Raw genomic sequence first — 24,503 nt, forward strand, 5'->3', positions numbered from 1 at the left:
CATCACGAGAAACTTGACCGAATACGCCGGTATTGGCTAAGTAACAGCCAGAACCCAAAGGAGTTTTCTTACATGCGCCGACCTTTTCGCGCCTTGTTCACCCTGCTACTGGGCAGCGTCATCGCCGCTGCCAATATGGCTCACGCCGACGAACAGATTGTGAATTCACTCAGTGAATCCCAGCACAGCAACGGCCTGAAAACCCCGACGCGGCGCTCGGTTCCCACACTGATCAGCGCTGTAGAACAGGATGAAAACAGCGACGCGGAAAGCCTCGGTGCCGCATTGAGCATATTGGGCCACGATGTCCCACCCGGCAGTTTCCAGCGCCTGTACTGGACAGCGGGGCAAGCAGTTGCCGGGCTCTCGATGCCAACACCGGTACTGGTCGCAGCAGGCACACAGCCGGGGCCGACTCTCTGCCTGACCGCCGCTGTGCACGGCGACGAACTCAACGGCGTGGAAACCATCCGCCGCGTCATGTTCAGTCTGGAGAGCGACCGACTCAAAGGCGTGGTTATCGGTGTCCCGATCGTCAATATGCACGGCTTTCTGCGCAACTCCCGCTATCTGCCAGACCGTCGTGACCTCAACCGCTTTTTCCCGGGCGATGAACAGGGCAGCTCCGCCGCGCGCATTGCCCACAGCCTGTTCAATGAAATTATCATGCACTGTGATCGTCTGATCGACATTCACACGGGCTCCTTCCACCGTACCAACCTCACTCAACTGCGCAGTGATCTGGGCAAAGAAAGCGTGATGCAATTCAGTAAAATGTTTCACGATGTCACGGTACTCGATGGCGCGGGCACCAGCGGCACCTTGCGCCGCGCCGCAGTCGAAGCCGGCATCCCCGCAGTCACCCTGGAAGCGGGAGAACCCCTCCGCCTGCAATTGAAGGAAGTGGAGCAGAGCGTCAACGGCGTTCGCGCCGTAATGCATCATCTGGACATGATCCACGACAAGCCGGTGCGCGCACCCAAGCAAACCGTGTTCTACAAATCCCTGTGGCTGCGTGCCGATCAAAGTGGCGTGCTGCTCTCTGAAGTCAAACTCGGCCAGAAAGTGAAAACCGGCGATATTCTAGGCACCGTGACCGACCCGATCACCAATCGCAGCAGCGTTATTCGCAGCAGCGTTGATGGCCAGGTGATCGGCATGGCGGTCAACCAGATGGTGATGCCCGGCTTTGCCGGCTACCACGTCGGTATTACGACGGACGAAAAACAGATGGCGGCCGAGAAAGTGGCCGACTCGGTAGTCGCCGAGGCACTGGAGCCGGTCGCGGAAAATATGAAGGAAGCCGCCCGTGAAGCCGCCCAGTCTGCCGCACAGCAGAGCGACGACCCGAATGCGGTCAGCGCCGCTGCTCGCGAGGCCGTGAAAGAAGCAGCTCGAGAAGCGCCCCGCCTGCTTGAGGAAGCGGAAACACAAACCAAGCCCGAGCCCAAACCTGCCAAGAGCAACCGGGCCGGGAAGGAGCAGCCCGGCGCTTCGCGAGTTGAGCCCGAGACGCCTCCCACTGAGGGGCGGGGCACCCCTGAGGCTGCGCCGGTGAAACCGGCGGAGCCGATGGAGCCTGCAACGGAGCCCCAGACAGAGACTGAGCCGGATATTCCGGCGCCCAGTGACAAAGCCGCTCCGGCCCAACCACCAGAACCCGACGATCACCCGGATTAATCGTCAGGTGTTCAGGGGCAAGTCCGTGAAACCGAGTTCGCGCTCCAACTGTCCAGCCAGACAGAACAGGCGCTCTTCCTGGCACATACCCGCAATAAACTGCATGCCGAAGGGCATGCCATCTGCTGTTTTGCACAGTGGCACCGACATGCAGGGCAAGCCTGCAATATTACCCAGCAGTGTGTAGGCCATTTTGCCCAGTACCGGCAGGGCCATCTGCGCCACCAGCGGCGTGCGCATCAGCAAACGTCCAATATTGAGCCGGTGGCTGGCAAGCATTTGCAGCTCCTCCCAGCGGCTGGGCGGTAAACTCCCGTGGGGAACGGCCGCGGTGGGTGTTGTCGGACACAACACCATGTCGTGCTCACGGAACATGTCGCCAGCAGCGCGCTGTATCTGATGCCAGCCATACCTCGCGGCAACCAGATCGGCGGCGCTGAATGAACGCCCGAGCATGGCGAGGTTTTTGGTCGCGGGCTCTACCTGATGAATGTCGCAGCCGTAGTCCCGCTGCAAACGTCGCAGCAGGCCGGCGACCTCTGCACTCACCACCACAATAAAATCCCGCCAAAGTTGATCACTGTCGATGGCGGGCTCCACTTCATCAATATGATGCCCGAGTGCCGCGAGCCTCTCCGCCGTTTTGTCCAAACCCGCCAGTACCTCGGGATCAACGTCGGTCGGTACCAGCGGTTTGCGGCTCAGCGCAATGCGAAGCGGTTTCGGGTCGCGGGCAGCGGCATCAACAAAACGCCCACCCGGCTGTCGGATATCGTAGGGGGCGCCCAGTTCGGCGCCACTGCTGCAGTCCAGCATGGCGGCACTGTCTCGCACGCTGCGGCTGAGAACGTGCTCCGCCACTGCCCCCTGCCAATCCTCGCCCAGATCTGGCCCCATGGGGTTGCGCCCCCGCGAGGGCTTCAAGCCGAACACACCACACCAACTGGCAGGAAAACGAATAGAGCCACCGCCATCACCGCCGTGAGCCACCGGCACGATGCCCGAGGCAACCGCTGCCGCGCTGCCACCGGACGAGCCACCAGTGCTGTATCCAGCGCGGTGGGGGTTGTGAGCCGGGCCGAAACGTTTCGGCTCCGTGGTAATGATCAGGCCAAATTCGGGGGTATTGGTCTTGGCAAAAATATTCAGCCCGGCAGCCTTGTAGCGCTTGACGATCTCACTGTCGTAATTCGGGCGGAGATTCACCGCGCGGCTGCCCATGCAGATAGGCTCGTCGGCGAACATGGCCATCAAGTCCTTCAAGACGAAGGGCACACCCTGGAACGGTCCATCGGGCAGCCCGGCACGCGCTTGCTTTGCCGCCCGTTCCACAAAACTGTGTACCACCGCGTTAATGCGGGGGTTCACCTCGGTCATTCGGGCGGCAGCCGCCGCCAGCAGTTCTTCAGCGCTGACATCACCTGCGCGGTGAAGCGCGGCCAAGCCAGTGGCATCGTAGCGGGAGTACTCGCGAAACATCGAACTTCCTTATTGTTTTGTGATCGATAGAACAGCTTAAACAACAGGCTTGCGTGGCAAACCCCGCCATTGCTGTCTACATTGCAATAAGCCTGCGAGTGTTTTCCGAATCGGAGCCTGTCACCATGAGAATAACGGACAATATCCTGCAAGAAATCCGGGTACTTTCCCAGTTTAATCCGGGCTCCTGCCTGGAGGGCATCAAGGTGCACCACGATGCCGATCCGGACCTGATTGCCGCCACCGAGCGCCTGTTCAATAAAGGGCTGATCACACAGCTGGATGGCGGTTACCTGACCGATGCCGGGATCGAATTACTTCGCCACCTCGACAGCCTAACCACCGTCCTTACCACACCCTCCGGCCCGCGGGCACTGCACTAAACCACAGTAGGCAAGCGCTGAGTGATCCCCTAGACTAGGCGGCCCGAATGACAGAGCCGCATTATGGATCCGCTTACCCAAGGTCTGCTCGGCGCGACTGCCGCCCAAAATATCAACCGTCAGCAACGCTGCGCAGGCGCGGCGGCGGTATTGGGCTTTCTGTCCGGGATGGCGGCAGATCTTGATGTACTGATCCGCTCGCAAAGCGATGCCCTGCTATTCCTCGAGTACCACCGCCAGTTTACCCATTCGCTGATCTTCATTCCCATCGGTGCCCTGCTCTGCGCCACCGTACTCAGTGCGGCGCTGCGGCGCTACTGGACATTGCCATTCTGGCGCACGGTACTGTTCTGTGGGGCGGGCTATGCGACCCATGCGCTGCTGGATGCCTGCACGACCTATGGTACCCAGCTGCTGTGGCCATTCAGCAATGAGCGCATCGCCTGGAATGTACTGTCGATTATCGACCCGGCCTACACCCTACCTATTGGTCTGGGCGTTTGGCTTGCGCGTAAAGGGCAGCGTCCCTGGGCGGCGCGGCTGGCACTTTTTTGGGTACTGGCCTATCCCGGCATCGGACTGTTGCAGCGCGAACGCGCCGAAGCAGCGGGACTGGAATTGGCCTCGACGCGTGGACACAAGGTTGAGCAAGTCAGCGCCAAACCTTCATTTGCCAACCTGCTGCTCTGGAAGACCGTGTATCGCCACGACGGGCGGTTTTACGTCGATGCGGTGAGAGTCGGGCAGACCGTAAAATATTACCCCGGCAATTCGATTGCCGTGTTAGAGCCTGAACGCGACCTGCCCTGGCTGGATCCAACATCCCAGCAGGGTCTCGACGTCGGCCGCTTTGACTGGTTCTCACAACACTACACCGCGCTATCACCGGATGATCCCTTGCGCATTATCGACGTCCGTTACTCGCTACTCCCCAATGAACTGGACGCCCTGTGGAGTATCAAGCTGAACCCCTCGGCACCCGATCTCGGTGTCGATTATCAGGTCCACCGGGACCGTCAGGGTAAAACCCAACGTTTCTGGCAAATGCTACTCGGTCGCGACCTGACAACAGCGAAAGACCAAGGCTGAACTCCATGAGCACATTTTCCATTCTAGACCTCGCCCCCGTTCCCGAGGGCAGCACCGTCGGGCAAGCACTGTGCAACAGTATCGACCTGGCCCAGTGGGCCGAACAACTGGGGTATCACCGTTACTGGGTCGCGGAACACCACAATATGCCCGGCGTGGCCTCAGCAGCCACTGCGGTGCTGCTCGGTCAGATTGCCGCCGCTACCCGCAGCCTGCGGTTGGGCGCAGGTGGCATTATGCTGCCCAACCACGCCCCGCTGATTGTCGCCGAGCAGTTCGGCACGCTGGCAGCACTGTACCCAGGCCGTATCGAACTCGGCCTGGGCCGCGCGCCCGGTACCGACGGGCACACCGCCCATGCCTTACGGCGCAATCTGCACAGCAGCGCGGAACAGTTCCCCCAGGATGTGCAGGAGTTGCTCGGCTATTTCCATGACAGCGAGCTGCGTGCGCCGGTGCGGGCCATTCCCGGCGCCGGGGAGCAGGTGCCAGTATGGATTCTTGGCTCCAGCCTCTTTGGCGCCCAGCTCGCCGCCAAGCTCGGTCTGCCCTTCGCGTTTGCCTCGCACTTTGCGCCCGCACAACTGCTCGATGCTCTGCGCATTTATCGCCAGCAGTTTATCCCTTCGCCCCAGCTCGAAGCGCCGTATACCATGGCGGGATTCAACATCTACGCGGCCGATACGGATGAGGAAGCACACTTGCTCGCCAGCTCTATGCAGCAGGGGTTTATTCGTCTTCGCCGTGGGATGCCCGGTACGCTGGCACCGCCGATCGCCAACTATCTCGAATCGCTCAGCCCACCCGAGCAACAGCTCCTGCAGGGGATAATGCGTTGCTCAGCCATTGGCGCACCGGAAACCGTGGCAGCACAAACCCAGGCCTTTGTGGAAGAAAGCGGTGTGGATGAGGTGATGATTGCCTGTCAGATTCACGACCATCAGGCCCGCCGACGGAGCCTGGAGATTGCAGCCAGCGTTCTGCTGTAAGCCGACTTAGAGCGTCGGCACCTCGGAAGCGAAAAGACGGCTCAGGGCATCGGTTTGCTGGCCGTGGCGGGCGTGGAATTCATCCACCCAGTCGACGACCTCCACTCCCGGCATCGCCGGAGAAATGTAGTAGCCCTGCGCCCAACCGCAGCCCCAGCGCACCAGTAACTCAAGGGTATCCAGATCCTCGACACCCTCTGCGACCGCCTCCAGTCCAAAGTTATGCGCCAGCGCCAACGTGGTCCGCACAATCTTCTGATCATCACCATCACGGGGCAGGTGTCGCACAAATTCCTGGTCAATTTTGATCTCATTCACCGGCATATGCTTGACCTGAGCCAGTGAGGAATAGCCAGTGCCAAAGTCATCGATGGCAAGACAATATCCCTGTTCCCTGAACGTTTTCAGAAGCCGAATCGCCTCCTGCGGATTTTCCATCAACTCGCTCTCGGTGATTTCGAACGCGAGACATTTCGCGGGCAACTCGTACTTACGACGGTGTTTTTCAATCACATCGACCAGCTCGGGGTGGGACATGTCCTGCACCGACAGATTGACCGCAACCTGAATATCCAGGCCACGCTCCCGCCAGCCGGCAATCTGTTCGCAAACCCGCGTAATCACCCAGCTACTGAGACTGCTGATCAAGCCCGCCTGCTCCGCCAGAGGGATAAATTCGCTGGGCAGGATATTGCCGTACTTGGGATGATTCCAGCGTACCAGCGCTTCCATGCGGTCGACCTGCCCCGCGCGCAGATTCAGCTTGGGCTGATAGAACACCTGCAAACCGGAGTGCCAGTCGAGCATGGCCTGACGCAGCTCTTCAACCATATTCAGGCGTTTGACGTAGTTCTCTTCCTGGCCGTGTTTGTAGCGCTGAAAGCGATAGGGAGCACGGCGCGCACCGTCCAGCGCAATCTCCAGACGCCGCAGCAGTACCGGGGCATCGCTGGCATCATCAGGAAAACCGACAATAGCGGTACAGACATTCAGTTCGATATCGACATTCTTGATACCGTGATGGCGAGTGAGTTGCATCGCCAGCACCACCGCCGCAACCTCGTCCGGCGGGCCATCTTTTACCACCACAATACCGCCGCGATAAAAGCGCGCCGCAACCAGATGCTCCTGCTCCAGAAAGGCGCCGATATTGACCAGACAGCTATCGGCGATGTCCGGACCGAACATATCGTTGATTTCTCTGAAATTCAGAATATTGATGCCAATAAGGTGAAAAATCCGGTTGTGAGCACGGGCGTCACTGATGCGCTGACCGACAATACGCAGCAGCTCATTCTGGTTTTTCATGCCGGTCAACAGGTCATGGGTTGCCCGGTAGCGCAAATTTTTCTCACGCCGCCGCAATACTCCGAACACCGCGTCCAGCGCATATTGCAGACTGAGAATGTCCACCACGCGACTGTCCACCGTCAGGGGCGCCATCTGTTCGCCATCCGCGTATCGCTGCAACTGGGATGACAACTGCCGTAACGGGCGGGAAAGCTGCTCACTGAGCAGACGAGCTAACAGCGCAGCGATCAACAGCAACAGGATTAAACCCGCCAGGATCGCCGCCAGCACCCGACTGGGCAGTTTCGGGGATGCGTAAAGCATCAGACGGATATCAGGGCCGTCGGCTGCCTGCAGCGTCAATGACTGGGAGTCAGACAGCCAACGCCGCAGCGGGCCAACGCCGCCCGCATCGATCAACTGAAAGTGCTGACGATCGATCTCCAGGCGCCCCCACAGGGAGCCCTGACGCAGAATCGGCCGCAGAGACTCGGCAAGGGGAAAAGCCAGCAGCGCGGCCAAGCCAGAGCGACGCTGCTCCAGCACCCCGTAAATGTCGCCCTGGTGTATTTGATAACGAAAGCTGCGCGATGTGCTGCCGGCATCGGGCGCCAAGGTCAGCCACTCTGCAGAGCGCCACTGCCGGGAAGGGTTCTGCGGCAACATCGCCACCATCGCGGGCAAGTCGTTCTGCGAAGACAAGGCGCCGACAGCATCAACATAGCGGCCGGAAAATGTTGCGGCCGCCAGCAGTTCCCGCAGAGACTGTTCGCGCTCTGCAACCGCCTCACTGAGCTGGTCTGCGGCAAGGCGCAGCTTCGCGCGCCGATCGGAACGATCCTGCATCCAACTGACGGCCAGAAACAGTACAAGCAACAACACCGCCACCACGGCCATAACCGCTAAATACGGGTACACCTGGCGGCGCATGCCATATACGCGGTTCATAACGCTCTCCGCATTTCTACCAGCCTGTCTCCGGGGCAATGCATCCCATTCCACCTAAACCGAAAGCCGCCAGGCACCAAACACAAGCGCCCCGGCGATTAGGATAATGATTGGCAAGCGGCCACTGCGCAATAGCACAAACAGCAACACGCCAACGAGCAGGGCATCAAAACGCTGGGGGGCATGACGCAGTACCGGATCAATCCAGGCCGCGGCCAACATGCCCACAGCGACCGCGTTGACAGCCGCGATGGCCGCCATCACGCGGGATTGTTGCGCGAGCTGCTGCCACGTGCCACTCAGCCCGAGATAGAGCAGAAAACCCGGCAGGAATACCGCGGCGGTGCTCAACAGTGCCCCCAACACCGGCGTTGAGGGAACAGCCACCGCCCCCAGATACGTCACCAGCGAAAACATCGGCCCCGGTACCGCCTGCGCGGCCGCGTAGCCCAGCAGAAACGATTCGCTGTCAATCAACGGCCCTAAAAACGACTCCAGCAACGGCAGCACCACATGACCGCCCCCGAAGACCATGCTGCCCACAACATAGAACTGAGCATAGACGGATGTCGTCACACTGAAAGCAAGAATCAATAACACGGCGAAGGTCATCAGGAACCGTCGTCCGGCTGACAACGCCTGCCGAGATAGCTGGACCGTGCCGCTACCGCCCGCATAGCCAGCCAGAGCTGCCAAGGCCATGAGACTCAACTGCAGCAACGGCGCCATCCACAGCGACAGCAAAATCAGACTGAGCAGCGCAATCCCCTGCTGACGGCGCGAGCGACAGAACTGTCGCCCCATATTCATCACGGCGTCGAGCACAACCACGGCGGCCAGTAGTTTCATTCCCTCTATGGCGCCAGTGACCCAGCCACTGCCGGGCATATTCTGCGCCCACAGCGCCAAAGCCAGCATCAGCAGAAACGACGGCAGGGTAAATCCGAGAAAGGCCGCTACCGCTGAGGGCAGCCCGCCCCGTGAGTAAGCAATGGCAAAGCCGAGCTGGCTGGATGCGGGACCGGGAAGAAACTGGCAAAGCGCTAACTGGGCGGCAAACTGCTGTTCGCTCACCCAGCCCAGCTGCTCAACAAAAACCTTGCGGAAATACGCGATATGGGCGGCAGGCCCGCCAAAGGCAATGCATCCCAGATAGAGAAAACGTAAAAACACCGCCGCCACATCGGCTCTCCCACGCTGATCGTCAGCGGCAGTGTACGACAGAACCCCGCGCTTTAGATGCCCTTGGTACTACCGATCGCCCGTTTCCGAGGCGTGCGCGTCTTGTCGGTTTTGCTTTTAGCCGCGGCCTTAGTCGCCTTCTTTTTCACCGGCCCCTTGCCTGCCGGCACCGGCTTTTTACGACCCTTTTTTGGGCCCGCGTTGAAAGGCATGTCGCCGTCAAAGCGGGACATTTTCAGCGGCTGACCGGCAACGCGGGGCGACTGCAGCAGCTCCAGCACGTCGTCGGGCATGCCTGCGGGGAGGTCGACGGTACTGAAGTCATCAAACAGTTGAATGCGGCCGATGTAATCACTGTCGATACCTGCTTCATTCGCAATGGCCCCGACGATATTACCGACCCCGACTTTGTGCTGACGTCCCACTTCGATACGGAAGCGCTCCATGCCTACTTCATCACCCGCTTTGCGGCGGGGTTTGCGCTCCGCTTTCTCGGCCTTCTCGCCAGGCGCCTCGCTGCGCTTTTTGCTGACACGCGGCAGGTCTTTGATCAGCAGGTCTTTGCCCCCTTGGGCCATACGGGCCAATGTCGCCGCAATATCCAGCATGTCGACACCTTGCTCTTCGCAAAAGTCGGCCAGCAACTCGCGGTAGAGATCCCGGTCACGGCTGTCTTCCAGCCCCTGCTGAAGTCGCTTGTTGAAACGGCTGATACGCAGCGCGTTGATTTCCTCGGCGCCGGGCAGCGTCATTTCTTCAATACGCTGACGCGTGGCGCGCTCGATGGATTGCAGCATACGCCGTTCGCGAGGCGCGACAAACAAAATCGCATCGCCACTGCGGCCCGCCCGGCCAGTGCGGCCAATGCGGTGAACGTAGGCTTCGGTATCGTAGGGAATATCGTAGTTAATCACGTGACTGATGCGGTCCACATCCAGCCCGCGGGCAACCACATCAGTGGCAACCAGAATATCCAGGCGACCGCGCTTGAGCATGTCGACCGTGCGCTCACGCTGGGCCTGCGCAATATCACCGTGCAGCTCTGCCGCCGCATAACCGAGGGCCTGCAGTTTTTCGGCAAGCTCGGTCGTCGCCAGCTTGGTGCGCACAAAGATAATCATGCCGTCGAAATCTTCGGCTTCCAGCACCCGGCTCAACGCTTCCTGCTTGCTCGCCCCTCTCACCAGCCAGTAACGCTGACGAATCGCCACCGCGGTGGTGGTCGCCGTTTTAATGGTGATGTGCTCTGGATCTTGCAGATAGGTGTTAGCAATACGTCGCACGGCGGCGGGCATGGTCGCGGAAAACAGGGCAATCTGGCGCCCTTCCGGCGTCTGGGACATGATCCATTCGACGTCGTCGATAAAGCCCATGCGCAGCATTTCGTCGGCTTCATCCAGCACCAGATGGGTCAGGCCATCCAGTTTAAGGGTGCCACGACGAATATGGTCCATGACCCGCCCCGGCGTGCCCACCACCACCTGCGCGCCGCGCTTGAGCGCATCGAGCTGTTCCCGGTATCCCTGACCGCCGTAAATCGGTAGTACTTTCAGGCCCCGCAGATGACGGGCGTAATTCTGGATGGCCTCAGCTACCTGAATTGCCAGCTCACGGGTGGGCGCCAGAATCAGCGCCTGAGTCTGACGCGAGTCCGCATCGAGCATCGACAGCAGCGGCAGGGAGAACGCCGCCGTTTTACCGGTGCCGGTCTGGGCCTGCCCCAGCACGTCCCGCCCTTCCAGAATCAGCGGAATCGTCGCCGCCTGAATGGCTGAGGGGCGCTCATAGCCAAGCTCTTCAACCGCTGACTGAACAGCAGGCGCAAGGCCAAGTTCGCTAAAAAGGGGCTGCGCCGAAGCGGCGTCGGAGTTACTCATAGATGTGGGCCTGAATTGAATGTGCTGGTGTGACGCGGGGCGAATGCGGCGTCAAGCGAACACAGTCCCGGCGGGACGCAGAGTATACGCGGCTTTTGCCCGAAATACCCGCGCTCCGAGCGCGGGGATAACGGTATTTATACGCAGCCGTCGCTTATTCTGCAGTAATCGCCGCCAGTGCTTCGCGACAGTGATCGGGAATCAGCTGCTTTTCCTGTGCCTGATAGTCGAAATACACCATCACGGCGCTGCCGGTCGCGGTCAGAGTATCGCGCTGCCAGAGTTCGTGACTGACCACAAACGAGCTGCTGCCGACATGACTGATCCAGCTGCGGACTTCCACGGGATACTCAAGGTAGGTCTGCGCCAGAAATTCCACGTCGATTTTGCGCAGAATCAGGTTCCAGCTATCCAGGCGTAGACTGGGATTAAAAATGGCGAAAATGGGCGTGCGCGCCGTCTCAAACCATTTGGGGATCACCGTATTATTGATGTGCCCAAGGCCATCAGTTTCATAAAAACGCGGCATCAGTTCGCAGCGCAGCATCTTCTACCTCTCTCAGGCTCGCAGCCAGTACAACACCATACACACCCACAACAGCAACGCCATGATCACTGCGGGATAAGCCTTCTCAGCAATATCACTGCCGCGCTGACGCTGGTCCGCCACGTAAAGCAGCAGTACTGACAACAGTAGCTGCAGCCCCAGCAGCAGTCCCGATGCTGACCAGGAATACACCAGCTCTCCGATCACGAACGGCCGGACAGTAGCCAGCGCGGCCAAGGCCAGCCCCAGCACACCCAGCAGTTTTGCAATGACGACAGACAGCTTCATATTCTCTCCCTACGCGGCAGCGGATGCCCACATCCGGACGCAGGGCAGTATACGCGAAAGTGAACAGCGACTCAGGCAACGTAAAGATAGATACTCAGGAAATGACAGACGCTGCCCGCCAGCACGAACAAATGCCAGATGCCGTGGAAGTGTGTCACTTTTTTATCGAAGACATAGAACACAATACCGGCTGAATACGCCACCCCGCCCGCGACAAGCAGACTGATCGCCGGCGTCGGCAGGGCCGCCGACAGCGGGCGGATAACCAGCAGCGACAACCACCCCATCAGCAGATACACAACAATCGACCAGAGGCGGCGACGCCCCTTGGGAATGACTTCCAGCACCATGCCAAATACCGCCAGCCCCCAGATCAGAGCCGACATCCACAGGCCGTCACCATCGCGGAGCGTCACCAGCAAAAAAGGGGTATAGGTACCGGCAATCAGCAGGTAGATGGCGAGGTGATCAAGCTGGCGAAAGCGCGCCTTCCACGGCCCGCGACTGCTGTGATAGAGCGTGGAAAACAGATAGAGCGCAAACAGACTGAAGCCATACACAGCAAAGCTCAGCAGTTTTAAATTGGCGCCCTGGGGAATCGCGGACCACAGCAACAGCCCCGTGCCCAATAGGGCAGCCACCACCCCTGCCAGGTGACTAAAGCCGTTAAAACGCTCTCCGTGGTACATAAATCGCTGCTCTCCCTAATCGTGAGATATTCACTCAGCTAGCGATTAAAGGGAGAGGGACATGACAATGCAAGTGTGACGGAGGACATTAGGCTCAGAGGCAGCTAGTCGGACAAGCGTCCCAGACCCTCGAAGAGGACTTCGACGTGATGGGCACCGTTAGTACTGATGATTTTGCGAATCCGTATTGCACCGAGGCGTCCGTCGCGTAAGCGAATACGATAGTCGCGCCGGTCGAGCTTGTCGCCTTTATCGCGCTGCAGGTGTAAGCAGCCACTCCAGGGCGCATAGTGCTTGTCGGCGTTGATATACATCGGCACATCGCTGAGAAGCGCTTGGTCTTCGTCCAGAATGTCACCGTGGGTCAAGTCCATTGACGGGCTCCGAGGCAGTATTGCAAAGAAGGTAACCGTTCAATACGAACTTATACCATGCAAATACCCCGTTTCAGGGCCCGGCAATAGAATAAATCATTGTAAACATAGCCGTTTTTATAAACGAAGCGCCTGGACTAATGGCCGAGTCCCAGCAGCTTCGCCGCGTTGTCGCGCATGATTTTACGCACCTCTCCAGCGGAAAAACCCGACAGCTCGTCAACCATTTCCTCCGGCCACTCCAGGCCCTCGGGATGCGGAAAATCGGAACCGTTCACCACGGCATCCACCCCTGCGGCTTTGACCACCTCGGCAAAGCTGTCCTCATAGAAGGGAACGATCTTGAAGTGCTCGCGGAACTGCTCGCTGGGCATTGCCGGTTTTCCAAAGGGCCAGCGGCTCTTGTGGTCACCCAGACGGTAGATTTTATCCAGCGTTTTCAAGGTGTGAGGCAGCCATGACGCACCGAACTCAACAATCAGGAAACGCAGGCCCGGGAAACGACCGGTGAGGTTGTGGAACAGCACCGCCGCAAGGTGATCGACAATGGTTCGCTCCCCCATGCCGACAAAGGTGTTGAACGCGGTATAGCGGTGCGACGGCGGATTCGCTGGCTCGCCCCAGGGACTGGCGTACATCTCGTTGAACGGCCCGCTGCCGATATGGTGAACAATCACCACCCCTGCTTCCTGCACTCGCGCCCAGAACGGGTCGAAATGGGGATCAGCCGGCGAACGCCCCTCTACCGGCCCCGTGTTCAGGTGGATCAGGCGGCAACCTTCAACAATAAGTCGCTCCAGCTCCTTGAGGGCTTCAGGCAGGTCGCAGAGACTGATCATCGCCGACGAGAATACCCGGCCATCCTGTCCCCAACCCCAATCCTCGGCTACCCAGCGGTTAAAAGCACGAATGCTGGGGTAGGCAATATCCCGGTGCTTGGGCTGTCGCAGCTGATACTCCACCCCGCAACCCAGTGTCGGAATCATCACGCTGGCTTCAATATTTTGCTCATCCATCAGCGCCAGCCGCGACTGGCGATCGGTAAACGCCGGACGCTCGGAGGCGCGAATAGCGTTGGCGTTCACCGCACCGTCACTGTCGCTCTCACCTTTGAAGAAGGCTTTGAGAGCACCCGGTGCGCCCACGTAATCGCCGACACCTACGCTGAAGAAATTAAGGCGTTCGTCGCCCAACATCATGGTGCCGAAACCATCAGTGCGCGAGCGATCCACCCACACGGTGCGGTCGCGGTAGCGCGACTCGATATGACGACGGAAGCAATCGTCAGGTTCGTAGTAGTGGTTGTCGCAGTCAATAATCCGATAGCCGAGTTCTTTCATGATCAGCTTCTCCAGCGAATAACGAAAAACCGTACTCTACGTCGGAGATGAAACTTTAGCAGTGACAGCGACTGGCGCCCGTGGTGACATTTCCAATCACCGGGCGCCGCGCAAAGAGAAAGGAAAGTCAGGCGGGGAAGTAGCGACTAATCGTGTCGACAACACAGGCGGGACGATCGCCGCCCTCAATTTCCACGGTAATGCGTACCACAGACTGGACACCGCCTTTCAGTTCTTCTGCCGACAGCAGCTCGCCCACGCCGCGCACACGTGATCCCACGGGCACCGGCGCCGGAAAGCGGATACGCTCACAGCCCACATTCACGCCCATGGAAATGCCCTGCACATCGATGATTTGCGGCAGGAACATATTGACCAGCGATAGGGTCAGGTAGCCGTGGGCAATACACTTGCCGAAGGGGCCATCTTTCGCCCGCTCGGGATCGGTGTGAATCCACTGGTGATCCCCTGTCGCATCAGCAAATTGATTGATACGCTCCTGGTCAATTTCCAGCCATTCGCTGGCACCCAGGTGTTCGCCCACTGCATCCAACAACTCGGCAGGGGTGGAAAAAACTCTGCTCATTCCTAATGGTCCTTATTCTGACAGCGGCCCACAAAAAGCCGCAGTCGTATTTTCATGACAATCACTTTACCATCAGCCGCACACCACCCGGCATCGTCTATGCGGGTGAAGCCGGGGCGCTGGGGGGGTCACAGAACATCGACCATGAGCATCGACGAGTTAGGCACAAGTATTCTGATGTGGCTGCAAGGCAACTTGCCGGGTATCGCCGCGCTGATCGCGGCCACCTTTGCGGTGCTCGGCATTCTGTCTGCGCTTGAGGCCATCCTCAAAACCCGTACCGCTCAGGGCGCCGTCGCCTGGAGCATCGTGCTCGTCGGCCTGCCGATTGTCTTTGTGCCCCTCTACTGGATTTTCGGACGGCGTAAATTCCGCGGCTATGCCATTGCCAAGCGCGGCGACACCGGCGCCATCGATGCCCTCGTGCGGGAACTCGGCCCCCATTACGCCGAACTGGAAACCTTTCCCTGCCGGGAGGATCACCGGCTAAGCGCCCTGAGCCGCCTGAGCAATTTGCCCTTCTGCCGCGGCAACAGCGCAACACTGCTGGTTGACGGCGAGCAGGCCTTCGCCGAAATTTTTGATCGCATCCGCGCAGCCAAACGCTATGTATTGCTCGAATTCTACATCGTCCGCGACGACGCGATCGGCCGTGAACTGGCCGCCCTGCTCACCGAAAAAGTCCGCCAGGGCGTGGCGGTGTATTTCATTTACGATGAAATCGGCAGCCTGAAATTGCCCCGCCTATATTTACAAAAGCTTCGGGACGTGGGCGTGCAGATTGTCCCTTTCAACAGCACCAAAGGCACCGGCAACCGCCTGCAACTCAACTTCCGCAATCACCGGAAAATCGTAGTCTGCGATGGCGATTACGCAATGATTGGCGGTATGAATATCGGCGACGAGTATCGCCATATGCACCCCGTCCTCACGCCGTGGCGGGACACCGGTCTGGCGATGCGCGGCCCGGTGGTCCAGGCCGTGCAATTGAGTTTTGCCGAGGACTGGTACTGGGCAACGGAGTCGCTGCCGCCCTTGAACTGGACGCCGACCGTCAGCAGCGATGCCGACATGCAAATGCTGATGGTCGGCACCGGGCCCGCCGACAATGTGGAAAGCTGCGCCCTGTTTTTCGAATCGCTGATCCATCAGGCCAGGGAGCGGCTGTGGATCGTCAGTCCCTATTTCGTACCGGATGTCGCCATTATTCATGCCCTTCAACTGGCGGCCATGCGCGGCGTGGATGTGCGCATTATGCTGCCCGAGCTGGCCGACAAACACAGCATTAAGCTGTCGTCCTTCACCGCCATTCGCGAAACCCTGCCCCAGGGCGTGCAGTTCTATTACTACCAACGCGGCTTCTTGCATCAAAAAGTGCTGTTAGTGGATGATGATATTGCGTCGGTCGGTACGGCAAATCTGGACAACCGTTCATTCCGCCTCAACTTTGAGATCAGCGCTGTCATCTACGATCAGGACTTCGCACAGGAATTGGCCGATATGCTCCAACAGGATTTTCAGCTCTGCCGCCAACTGCTGCCCGCCGAGGTAGCCAAGTGGTCACTGCTCAGGCGCTTGCTCAGCCGCTGTGCCTACCTTTTTGCCCCGCTGCAGTAATGCCATTCACCGCCTGCCCATGACGACTCAGACTGCCATGCTCGCCTGCCCCGACTGCGACCTGTTGGTGGAAGCGGCGCCCAAGCCGGGGCTGCGGGCGCACTGCCCGCGATGCAATGCCGTGGTCGCGCAGCCGGCGTCACGCTTTCCCCAACTGAGCCTGGCGGCAGGTCTGACGGGCCTGATTCTATTTATCCCCGCCACCGCCCTGCCGATTATGCAGTTCACACTGGCAGGACAAACCGGCAGCAATACCCTGGCGGAAGGCGTACTGCGACTCTGGCAAGAGGGTTTTCCGCTGCTGTCACTGCTGGTGTTGCTCTGCTCTCTCCTCGCCCCACTCATGCACCTCTTGCTGAACAGCTACATCGGTCTCTGCCAGTATCGGCGCCGAATTCCCGGTAACTTTGCCAGCAGCATCAAACTCGCCCACTTCATGCAACATTGGAGCATGCTGGAGGTCTATGCGATCGGCATTCTGGTGGCCTACGTGAAAATGATGGACGATGGCGATGTGGAAATCCTCAGCGGGAGCTATTGCCTGGCAGGCTTGATGCTCAGTCTGATTATCTGCGCTCAGAGCTTCGACAGCGAGCGCGCCTGGCGCGACTGGGAGCAGCGCGCATGACCCGCATCGCCCGTCGACAGGGGCTGGCACGCTGCGATCAGTGCGGTCTGCTCAGCCGTCTGGCTCCCGAGGCCAAACATGCCCGTTGCCCCCGGTGTCACAGCCACCTGTTTTACCGGCGCCACCATAGCCTGCAGCGTTCGCTGGCCCTGTGCATCGCCTCGGCGCTGCTGCTGGTGCCCGCCAATGCCCTGACCATCATGACTGTCGTCAACCTCGGTCACGGCGAACCCGACACCATCATGTCGGGCATCGTCCGCCTCTGGCAGAATGAGCTTCACGCCATTGCCGCGGTGGTGTTTATCGCCAGCATATTGGTACCGATTGCCAAAATCGTCGCACTGCTCTTGCTGATGATGGTGGTACAGTTTCGTCTACCATTGAGCAAAACCCAGTGCACGGTGCTGTATCGCTTTGTGCACCTGATTGGCCGCTGGTCCATGCTTGATTTGTTTATGATTTCCATTCTGGTCACAGTGGTCAGCCTGGGAAATATCGCCACGGTTCATACCGGACCGGGCGCCACGGCCTTTGCCAGTGTAGTCGTATTAACGATGCTGGCGGCCACCAGTTTTGACCCTCGCCTGATCTGGGACCTCGAACACGATGACTGACACCGATACCCATTATCCCGAGGCTAACTATCAGCCCCCTAAACGCCTCTCTGCAGTGTGGTTACTGCCTGTTGTCGCGGCGGCCATCGCACTGTGGCTACTCTATCAGAACGTTACCGAGACCGGCCTGCAGATCACGGTGCACTTTGACGACGGCAGCGGGATTTCCGCCGGCAAAACCCCGGTGATCTATCAGGGCATTACCGTGGGCACGGTGAAACAATTGCGCCTGAACGACAAACTGGATGGCGTCAGTGCCACGCTGGAACTGGAAACCCAGATCGAACCGCTGATTCGCAGCAACACCCAGTTCTGGCTGGTTAAACCGCAAATTTCCCTGTCCGGCGTCTCCGGGCTGGATACACTGGTAGGCGGTAACTACATCAGCTTTCAACCCGGTGACGGCCAGACCAGCCTTGAATTCACCGCGCTGCCGGAAGCACCGCCATTCACCGACAACAGTCCGGGGCTCAAGCTCAGCCTGCGCGCCGCGCAACTGGGATCACTCACCGTCGGCGCGCCGGTGTTGTACCAGCAGATTGATGTGGGCGATATCGAGGGCTACCAGTTGGTCGACGACGGCGTCGAAATCGCGCTGCGCATCGACCCACGCTATGCCCATCTGGTCAACGACCGCAGCCGTTTCTGGAATGCCAGCGGCGTGCGCATCAACGCCGGACTGCAAGGCGTGAACATCGACACCGGCTCGCTGGCCAGCGTACTCGCCGGCGGCGTCGCTTTCGACAGCCCCAAGGGCGGTAACACCGTAGAGGATGGCGAGCAGTTCAAGCTGTTTGAGAACCGTGAGCGCGCCCGAGGCGGACGTAAAATTCTGGTTCACTTCCCCGATGCCGAAGGCTTGAGTGAAGGCGCAGATGTGCGCCTGCAGGGCCTGCGTATTGGCCGTATCGAAGCGCTGCGATTTCGCAGTGGCGGCCCCAAAGAGGGCGCCGAAGCCGAGCTGCGCATCAATGCGCCGTATTTCAGTTACCTCAACGCCGACAGCGACTTCTGGTTGGTCAAACCCCAGGTTTCCAGCGCAGGCATTGAAGGCTTGGATACCTTGATTGGTGGCCCCTATATATCGGTGCGCGTCGATGGCGAACCGGGTAAGGCGGCCTCCCAATACACCGCGCTGCGCGAACCACCGGAACAGCGCATAGAAGCCCCCGGACTGCGGGTTGTGCTCAAGGCTGAAGAATTAAACTCGGTTTCGGTTGGCAGCAAGGTTTACTACCGCAAGGTTGCCGTTGGTCAGGTCGAAACGGTGAAGCTGGTCGCCGACGGTGTCGAGATTGGCATCTTTATCCACCAGCGTTATGCCTCGCTGCTGCACCGGGAGTCACTGTTCTGGAATGCCAGTGGCATCAGCGTCAGCGGAGGGCTGAGTGGTCTGAATGTGAAAGCCGAATCCCTGGCCACCATCGTGGCGGGAGGCATCGCGTTCCACACACCCGAGGTGAAAAAGCCGCAAGCCGCCTGGGAAGGACTGACATACACCCTTCACGATGACTACGAAAGCAGCTTTGCGGATAAAGGCCGCGAAATTCGTATCTACTTTGCCAGTGGCAACAACCTGAGCAAAGGCACGGAGCTCAAGTACGAAGGCATCAAAGTGGGCGAAGTCACCGCCGTTGAGCTCGACAGCAATATGCAAGGCGTGGTCGTCAGCGCCCGCCTCGCCCCCACGGCCAAAGCACTGGCGAGACAAGGCAGTCGTTTTTGGCTGATCAAACCCGAACTGGGTCTGGTCGGCACCCGCAATATTGAAACGCTGCTGACCGGTGCCTACATCAGCGTCCTGCCGGGGAGCGGCGAGACCCAGACCAGCTTTGTCGGCCTCGAAAGGCCACCGCGCCAACCCGCGCCTGCCAAGGGCCTGAATCTGGTGCTCAGTGCTGAGCAACGCGGCTCGATAAAAGAAGGGGTCAAAGTCTATTACCGGGATATCCCCGTAGGAGAGGTATTCGGGGTGGAGCTGTCGACAGACGCCCGCAATGCGTTGATCCACATTAATATCGAGCCGCGCTATGCGACCCTGGTCAGGGCCAACAGCCGTTTCTGGAATGCCAGCGGAGTCTCCGTGGAATTCGGTCTGTTCAGCGGCGCGGCCGTGCGCAGCAGCTCGGTGGAGTCGCTCATTGCCGGAGGCATCGCCTTCGCCACGCCTCCGGGCAGCAGCGAGGAACAACCTCTTGCCGCCCAGGCGACATCTGGGCAGCACTATCACCTTCACAAACGTGCACGCGATGAGTGGCAGGAATGGTCGCCAACAATCCCCATCGGTGCAACCACAGCCAATTAGCGCAGAATAAACATAGCGTTACCAAGTTTTCACACAGATTGATGGTAGATAAGGCTAGAATGACGCTCTCACTGTGGGGTGCGTCATTAGAGGCCTCACAACAGCTATTGCGCTAAGCAAACCCATAAAGAGATTGCCGTTTTGCAAAAACCGCCCAAACAGGCCCTCGCGGTCGTAATCATTACTGTTGTCGCGATTGTCATCGCCCTTATCCTGTTTGCCCTGCGTCCCGCTCCTCAGCAGAGCGAGATCGTGCCCCACACCTTGATTATTGATGTGGCCGTGGCCGAGAAGCAGCCGCTGACCATCAATGTTCAGAGCCAGGGCACGGTGCAGCCCCACACTGAAACGAATCTGGTCGCTGAAGTTTCGGGGCAGGTCATGCGGGTATCGCCGAACTTCGAAAACGGCGGTCTGGTGGACAAAGGGGAGATCCTGCTGGCGATCGATGACCGCAACTACCGCGCCGAGCTTAAACGGGCAGAGGCCTCTGTCGCCACGGCACACAGCAACCTCGTACAGGAAAAAGGCCGCGCCGCCGTCGCCAAGGAAGATCTGCGAAAGTACCCCCGTAAGCATGTCAGCGAAGAAGCGAAAGCGCTGTCTCTTCGCCTGCCCCAGCTAAATGAAGCCAAGGCCCGACTGAACTCGGCGCTGGCCGATCGCCGACAGGCAGGTATCAATCTGGCTCGCACGCAAATCCGGGCGCCCTACCACGGCATGATCAAAGCAAGACAGGTCGACCTGGGGCAATTCGTCAGCGCCGGCTCCGTTATCGGCCAGATGTTCTCAGTCAATACTGCCGAGGTGCGCCTGCCTATTCCCACAGATCGCCTGCCCTATCTGGAGCTGCCCGGCACCCACGACGGTGACGTACAGCCTCGGGTCGTGCTGGAGGACGATGTGGGGAACCGCTGGCCGGCACGCATTGTGCGCAGCGAGGGTGTGCTGGATGAGCGCAGCCGCGTGTTGTTCGTGGTCGCCGCGGTGGAAGACCCCTACCGCTTGAACAGTGAGGGCGAAGTGCTGCGCAACGGCACCTTCGTAAAAGCCAATATCGAAGGCCGCGAAATCCCGGATCTGGTTCCCGTCCCCCGCCACATTCTTCGCACCGGCAATCAACTCTGGGTAGTGGATGAAAATGAGCGCCTGCGCAACCGCGATATCAAAGCGCTGCGTACGGAAGGCAAAATGGTCTACGTCTATGAAGGTCTCGAAAACGGCGATCGCATCTGCCTGTCATCGGTGCCAAACGCCATCAGTGGCACGTTGGTGAAAGTGAATACCGAAGTGTCCACCCGCGAATTGCTGGACGGCAGCCGTCCGGACGGTCTCAGCGCACTGGCCGAGGAGTCTGAAGCGCGATGAGCCAGGAAGAAATCATCGACACGAACAAAGGGATTATCCCCTGGTTTGCCCGCAACAGCGTCGCCGCCAACCTGTTAATGGTGGTGATTCTCTTTGTCGGTATCGGCTCAGCGCTGGCCATACAGCGCACCCTGCAACCCGAGTTCGAAATCAACATTATCACCATCACTGTCCCCTATCCCGGCGCGACGCCGGAGGAAGTGGAAGACGGTGTGGTACTCAAGATCGAAGAAGCGCTGCAGGACGTCGAAGCGATTGAAGATTTTGAGTCTACCTCAGATGAGTCCCTGGCCACGATCAAGCTGGATATCTACAAGGACTACGACATCCTCGCCGTGATGGACGAAGTCAAAAGTGCGGTAGACGGTATTGTCAGCTTCCCTGAGCAGGCTGAGCGCCCTGTCATTAAACGCATGGAGATCCAGAATCACACCGTTAACGTCGAGCTGTATGGCGACCTTGACGAGCGCAGCCTGAAAGCCCTCGCCGAGCAGGTGAAGCTGGAGATGCTGCAGGACCCGGATATCGCCTATGTACAAATTAACGGTGCCCGGGATTTTGAAATCAGCATAGAAATTCCCGAGCACCGGCTGCTGGAATACGGCCTGACACTCAACGATGTCGCCGACGCCATTCGCGCCTCGTCGCGGGACCTGCCCGGCGGCACCATCAAAACCAACAATGGCAATATCTCCCTGCGCACGCAGGGGCAGGCGCGTCGGCAGCACGAGTTCGAGCGACTGGTGCTGCGCAGCTTCCCCGACGGCACCCGCGTAACGCTTGGCGATATCGCCAATATTAACGACGGCTTCGAGGAAGTGGATGGCTTTGCCTATTTCGACGGCAAACCCAGCCTGGGCCTGCAAGTGTTCTCAGTGGGCAGTCAGGACCTGATTCAGGTTGCCGATGCCGTGTCCCGCTATGTAGAGAACAAGCGCCCCACACTGCCTGAAGGTGTACAGATGTCGCAGTTCGCCGACATCAGTTACTACCTGAAAGGCCGTATGAACATGATGATCGACAACCTCGGCATGGGTGCGCTGCTGGTGTTCGTCGTGCTGAGCCTGTTCCTGAACATCAAGCTCGCATTCTGGGTGATGGTGGGGCTGCCCATCTGCTTTCTGGGCACCTTTGCCCTGATGCCGATTGTCGATATCAGCCTGAACATGCTCAGCCTGTTCGGTTTTATTCTGGTGCTCGGGATCGTGGTCGACGACGCCATTATCATCGGTGAAAGCGCCTATGCTGAAGCCGAGGAGCGCGGGCACTCACTCGATACTGTGATCCGGGGCGCCCTGAAAGTAGCCACCCCCGCCACCTTTGGCGTGCTGACCACCATTGTGGCCTTTGCCCCCACCCTGTTCGCTACCGGCGTTTTCGCCACCTTCCCGGAAGCGGTTGGCTGGGTCGTCATTCTCTGTCTGACGTTCTCATTGATCGAATCCAAATGGATTCTGCCAGCGCATCTCGCCCACAGTAAGCCGGGCACCGGACCGGTATGGCAGAAACTCGACCGCATTCCGGCAAAAACCAATGAATTGCTGACGCGCTTTGTAGAAGGCCTGTATCGCCCCTTTATCGAAAAAGCGATCCGGCAGCGCTACATTACGGCGGCTAGCTTTCTCGCCATGCTGATTATCACCGTTGGTCTGGTGGCTGGCGGCGTTGTCCGTTTTGTGATGATTCCTGAAGTCCCGGGCGACTTCGTTCAGGCCAGCCTGGAAATGGTCGAGGGCACGCCGGAAGCGGAAACCCGGCGCGCCTTTGAGCATATGGACGAAAGCCTGCGCATCGTTGATGAGGCCTACGCGGCCGAACACGAGGGCGATGAAAACCGTCGACTGGTCAGCCATGTCGCTGCATTCGGCAACGGCGGCCGCCACGTGACCTTTATGGCCGAACTCACCAAAAACGAAATGCGCGACATCGACGGGGCCGAAATTGCCCGGCGCTGGCGCGAGCAGATCGGTGAAATTCCCGGCGCCAAAATTCTCGCGGTCAGTATCGCCGACCAGCAGATGGGCGCCGCGATTTCACTGAAACTGAGCAGCAGCCATGCGGAAGATCTTGCGGCCGCGGCAAGTGAAGTGGAAAACGCCCTGCGCCAGTACGACGGCGTTTACGACATCCGCAACGGGGCCAGTGCGCTGCGAGACGAGATCGTCCTGCAAATCAAACCGGAAGCCGAAACCTTGGGCCTGAGCGCCGCGGCGCTGGGACAGCAGGTGCGCAATGCTTTCTACGGGGCAGAGGCCCAGCGAGTGCAGCGCGGCAATGACGAAGTGAAAGTAATGGTGCGCTTCCCTCGCGAGGAACGCTCTGCCATTTCCGACCTGCAGAACATGTATATCCGCTCAAACGATGGCGCCTTCGTGCCACTGAGCAGCGTCGCCAAGCTGAGCATCGAACCCGCCTACACCAGCATGACCCGTATTGACGGCGAGCGCTCTATTACTGTCAGCGCGCAGGCCGACAAGGCGAGGGTTGAACCCAATAAAGTCACTTCAGCCATTCTCACCACGCTGCTGCCGGAAATGCAGAAACGCTATCCGGGGCTGGATATCAAACTCAGCGGGGAAAGCGAGGAAACCATCACGCTGATGAACAGCCTGATGGTTGGCTTTGCACTGGCATTGTTCGGCATCTATGCGCTCCTGGCGGTGCCGCTGCGCTCGTATATGCAGCCCCTGATTATTATGGGGGTGATTCCCTTTGGCATTATCGGCGCCGTGTTTGGCCATATTGTGACTGACCTGGCGTTCAGCATGCTGTCGTTCTTCGGCGTTATCGCCCTGTCCGGGGTGGTGGTCAATGACAGTCTGATTATGGTCGACTTCGTCAATGCGGCGGTGAAACGCGGCACGCCGATTATGCAAGCAGTGGTCGATGCGGGCTGCAAACGCTTCCGGGCCATTCTGTTAACGTCGCTGACCACCTTCTTCGGTCTGCTGCCGATGTTGATGGAAGACAGCCTTCAGGCGCAGTTTGTTATTCCGATGGCGGTATCACTCGGCTTCGGTATTATCTTCGCCACGGTCATCACCCTGGTGCTGATTCCCTGTATGTACATTGTGCTGGAAGACTTCCATGCCCTGATCGGCAAAGGCAGAGATCTGGAGGCGAGTCATACGCCGGACGGTAAGCCTGAGGACGAGGAGCAACAGCAGGCCCACGCCCTGCCCGCTAACCCATCCTGATGACAATCTCAGTGGCAGCGCGGTCAACACCGC

The 24,503-nt window shown here is 59.1% G+C and carries 20 protein-coding genes; 10 read left to right on the forward strand and 10 right to left on the reverse strand.

What is annotated here, in order from left to right:
- Positions 1-72 precede the first annotated feature (72 nt).
- Entirely contained in the window at positions 73-1,680 is a 1,608-nt protein-coding gene (locus G411_RS20660) for a succinylglutamate desuccinylase/aspartoacylase family protein (protein ID WP_022959961.1), read from the forward strand.
- Positions 1,681-1,683: 3 nt separating this feature from the next.
- On the opposite strand, the gene G411_RS0114615 is transcribed toward G411_RS20660, so the two are convergent.
- Positions 1,684-3,159: an amidase gene (locus tag G411_RS0114615; protein WP_022959962.1), complete on the reverse strand. Its 1,476-nt coding sequence runs from the start codon at positions 3,157-3,159 to the stop codon at positions 1,684-1,686.
- A gap of 125 nt (positions 3,160-3,284) precedes the next feature.
- Between G411_RS0114615 and G411_RS0114620 the strand changes: the two genes are divergently transcribed.
- The 3 genes from G411_RS0114620 to G411_RS0114630 all read left to right on the forward strand — a co-directional run bounded on the left by G411_RS0114620 (position 3,285) and on the right by G411_RS0114630 (position 5,620).
- Positions 3,285-3,542: a TIGR02647 family protein gene (locus G411_RS0114620; protein WP_028968475.1), complete on the forward strand. Its 258-nt coding sequence runs from the start codon at positions 3,285-3,287 to the stop codon at positions 3,540-3,542.
- Positions 3,543-3,605: 63 nt separating this feature from the next.
- Positions 3,606-4,631 (forward strand): metal-dependent hydrolase, encoded by a 1,026-nt coding sequence (locus tag G411_RS0114625; protein ID WP_022959964.1) that lies wholly within the window; start codon positions 3,606-3,608, stop codon positions 4,629-4,631.
- Between the two features lie 5 nt (positions 4,632-4,636).
- Positions 4,637-5,620, forward strand: a complete 984-nt coding sequence (locus G411_RS0114630) for an LLM class flavin-dependent oxidoreductase (protein ID WP_022959965.1) — start codon at positions 4,637-4,639, stop codon at positions 5,618-5,620.
- 6 nt (positions 5,621-5,626) lie between these two features.
- Here G411_RS0114630 and G411_RS0114635 read toward each other — a convergent pair whose 3' ends face one another.
- The 9 genes from G411_RS0114635 to G411_RS0114675 form a co-directional block, all read right to left on the reverse strand.
- Positions 5,627-7,858, reverse strand: coding sequence for a putative bifunctional diguanylate cyclase/phosphodiesterase (locus tag G411_RS0114635; protein WP_022959966.1), 2,232 nt, complete (start codon positions 7,856-7,858; stop codon positions 5,627-5,629).
- 54 nt (positions 7,859-7,912) lie between these two features.
- Positions 7,913-9,040, reverse strand: a complete 1,128-nt coding sequence (gene chrA, locus G411_RS0114640) for a chromate efflux transporter (RefSeq protein WP_022959967.1) — start codon at positions 9,038-9,040, stop codon at positions 7,913-7,915.
- Positions 9,041-9,093: 53 nt separating this feature from the next.
- Positions 9,094-10,917 (reverse strand): DEAD/DEAH box helicase, encoded by a 1,824-nt coding sequence (locus tag G411_RS0114645; protein WP_022959968.1) that lies wholly within the window; start codon positions 10,915-10,917, stop codon positions 9,094-9,096.
- A gap of 154 nt (positions 10,918-11,071) precedes the next feature.
- Positions 11,072-11,464: an acyl-CoA thioesterase gene (locus G411_RS0114650; RefSeq protein WP_022959969.1), complete on the reverse strand. Its 393-nt coding sequence runs from the start codon at positions 11,462-11,464 to the stop codon at positions 11,072-11,074.
- 12 nt (positions 11,465-11,476) lie between these two features.
- Entirely contained in the window at positions 11,477-11,752 is a 276-nt protein-coding gene (locus G411_RS0114655; RefSeq protein WP_022959970.1) for a hypothetical protein, read from the reverse strand.
- A gap of 71 nt (positions 11,753-11,823) precedes the next feature.
- Positions 11,824-12,441: a PAQR family membrane homeostasis protein TrhA gene (gene trhA / locus G411_RS0114660; protein WP_022959971.1), complete on the reverse strand. Its 618-nt coding sequence runs from the start codon at positions 12,439-12,441 to the stop codon at positions 11,824-11,826.
- Between the two features lie 104 nt (positions 12,442-12,545).
- Positions 12,546-12,815, reverse strand: a complete 270-nt coding sequence (locus G411_RS0114665) for a hypothetical protein (RefSeq protein ID WP_022959972.1) — start codon at positions 12,813-12,815, stop codon at positions 12,546-12,548.
- A gap of 137 nt (positions 12,816-12,952) precedes the next feature.
- On the reverse strand, positions 12,953-14,155 hold the full coding sequence (locus tag G411_RS0114670) for an amidohydrolase family protein (RefSeq protein WP_022959973.1): 1,203 nt from the start codon (positions 14,153-14,155) through the stop codon (positions 12,953-12,955).
- 127 nt (positions 14,156-14,282) lie between these two features.
- The gene (locus G411_RS0114675) at positions 14,283-14,741 is read right to left on the reverse strand and encodes a MaoC family dehydratase (RefSeq protein WP_022959974.1); all 459 of its coding nucleotides are present in this window, start codon (positions 14,739-14,741) and stop codon (positions 14,283-14,285) included.
- 54 nt (positions 14,742-14,795) lie between these two features.
- Here G411_RS0114675 and cls point away from each other — a divergent pair, with 54 nt between their 5' ends.
- The 6 genes from cls (at position 14,796) to G411_RS20670 (ending at position 24,470) form a co-directional block, all read left to right on the forward strand.
- Complete coding sequence (gene cls / locus G411_RS0114680) at positions 14,796-16,358, forward strand: cardiolipin synthase (RefSeq protein ID WP_211218354.1); 1,563 nt, start codon at positions 14,796-14,798, stop codon at positions 16,356-16,358.
- A 19-nt stretch (positions 16,359-16,377) separates the two neighbouring features.
- Positions 16,378-16,986: a paraquat-inducible protein A gene (locus G411_RS0114685; RefSeq protein WP_157581341.1), complete on the forward strand. Its 609-nt coding sequence runs from the start codon at positions 16,378-16,380 to the stop codon at positions 16,984-16,986.
- Positions 16,983-17,600, forward strand: a complete 618-nt coding sequence (locus G411_RS0114690; protein WP_022959977.1) for a paraquat-inducible protein A — start codon at positions 16,983-16,985, stop codon at positions 17,598-17,600. Before G411_RS0114685 ends, G411_RS0114690 begins: the two co-directional genes overlap by 4 nt.
- The gene (locus G411_RS0114695) at positions 17,593-19,905 is read left to right on the forward strand and encodes a PqiB family protein (protein ID WP_022959978.1); all 2,313 of its coding nucleotides are present in this window, start codon (positions 17,593-17,595) and stop codon (positions 19,903-19,905) included. The genes G411_RS0114690 and G411_RS0114695 overlap by 8 nt, the downstream gene beginning before the upstream one ends.
- A gap of 141 nt (positions 19,906-20,046) precedes the next feature.
- On the forward strand, positions 20,047-21,273 hold the full coding sequence (locus G411_RS20665; protein ID WP_022959979.1) for an efflux RND transporter periplasmic adaptor subunit: 1,227 nt from the start codon (positions 20,047-20,049) through the stop codon (positions 21,271-21,273).
- Positions 21,270-24,470: an efflux RND transporter permease subunit gene (locus tag G411_RS20670; RefSeq protein ID WP_022959980.1), complete on the forward strand. Its 3,201-nt coding sequence runs from the start codon at positions 21,270-21,272 to the stop codon at positions 24,468-24,470. The genes G411_RS20665 and G411_RS20670 overlap by 4 nt, the downstream gene beginning before the upstream one ends.
- Positions 24,471-24,503: the final 33 nt, after the last annotated feature.

The organism is Spongiibacter tropicus DSM 19543 (assembly GCF_000420325.1).
GTDB classification, from domain to species: Bacteria; Pseudomonadota; Gammaproteobacteria; order Pseudomonadales; family Spongiibacteraceae; genus Spongiibacter; species Spongiibacter tropicus.

Excerpts from the sequence above, each read along its gene's own strand:
- G411_RS0114630 (WP_022959965.1), top strand. The coding sequence starts at position 4,637 with ATGAGCACATTTTCCATTCTAGACCTCGCCCCCGTTCCCGAGGGCAGC.
- G411_RS0114645 (WP_022959968.1), bottom strand. The coding sequence starts at position 10,917 with ATGAGTAACTCCGACGCCGCTTCGGCGCAGCCCCTTTTTAGCGAACTT.
- G411_RS20670 (WP_022959980.1), top strand. The coding sequence starts at position 21,270 with ATGAGCCAGGAAGAAATCATCGACACGAACAAAGGGATTATCCCCTGG.
- G411_RS0114650 (WP_022959969.1), bottom strand. The coding sequence starts at position 11,464 with ATGCTGCGCTGCGAACTGATGCCGCGTTTTTATGAAACTGATGGCCTT.
- G411_RS0114635 (WP_022959966.1), bottom strand. The coding sequence starts at position 7,858 with ATGAACCGCGTATATGGCATGCGCCGCCAGGTGTACCCGTATTTAGCG.
- G411_RS0114665 (WP_022959972.1), bottom strand. The coding sequence starts at position 12,815 with ATGGACTTGACCCACGGTGACATTCTGGACGAAGACCAAGCGCTTCTC.
- G411_RS0114670 (WP_022959973.1), bottom strand. The coding sequence starts at position 14,155 with ATGAAAGAACTCGGCTATCGGATTATTGACTGCGACAACCACTACTAC.
- G411_RS0114615 (WP_022959962.1), bottom strand. The coding sequence starts at position 3,159 with ATGTTTCGCGAGTACTCCCGCTACGATGCCACTGGCTTGGCCGCGCTT.
- G411_RS0114675 (WP_022959974.1), bottom strand. The coding sequence starts at position 14,741 with ATGAGCAGAGTTTTTTCCACCCCTGCCGAGTTGTTGGATGCAGTGGGC.
- G411_RS0114690 (WP_022959977.1), top strand. The coding sequence starts at position 16,983 with ATGACCCGCATCGCCCGTCGACAGGGGCTGGCACGCTGCGATCAGTGC.
- G411_RS0114685 (WP_157581341.1), top strand. The coding sequence starts at position 16,378 with ATGACGACTCAGACTGCCATGCTCGCCTGCCCCGACTGCGACCTGTTG.
- G411_RS0114655 (WP_022959970.1), bottom strand. The coding sequence starts at position 11,752 with ATGAAGCTGTCTGTCGTCATTGCAAAACTGCTGGGTGTGCTGGGGCTG.
- trhA (WP_022959971.1), bottom strand. The coding sequence starts at position 12,441 with ATGTACCACGGAGAGCGTTTTAACGGCTTTAGTCACCTGGCAGGGGTG.
- G411_RS0114625 (WP_022959964.1), top strand. The coding sequence starts at position 3,606 with ATGGATCCGCTTACCCAAGGTCTGCTCGGCGCGACTGCCGCCCAAAAT.
- G411_RS20660 (WP_022959961.1), top strand. The coding sequence starts at position 73 with ATGCGCCGACCTTTTCGCGCCTTGTTCACCCTGCTACTGGGCAGCGTC.
- cls (WP_211218354.1), top strand. The coding sequence starts at position 14,796 with ATGACAATCACTTTACCATCAGCCGCACACCACCCGGCATCGTCTATG.
- G411_RS0114620 (WP_028968475.1), top strand. The coding sequence starts at position 3,285 with ATGAGAATAACGGACAATATCCTGCAAGAAATCCGGGTACTTTCCCAG.
- G411_RS0114695 (WP_022959978.1), top strand. The coding sequence starts at position 17,593 with ATGACTGACACCGATACCCATTATCCCGAGGCTAACTATCAGCCCCCT.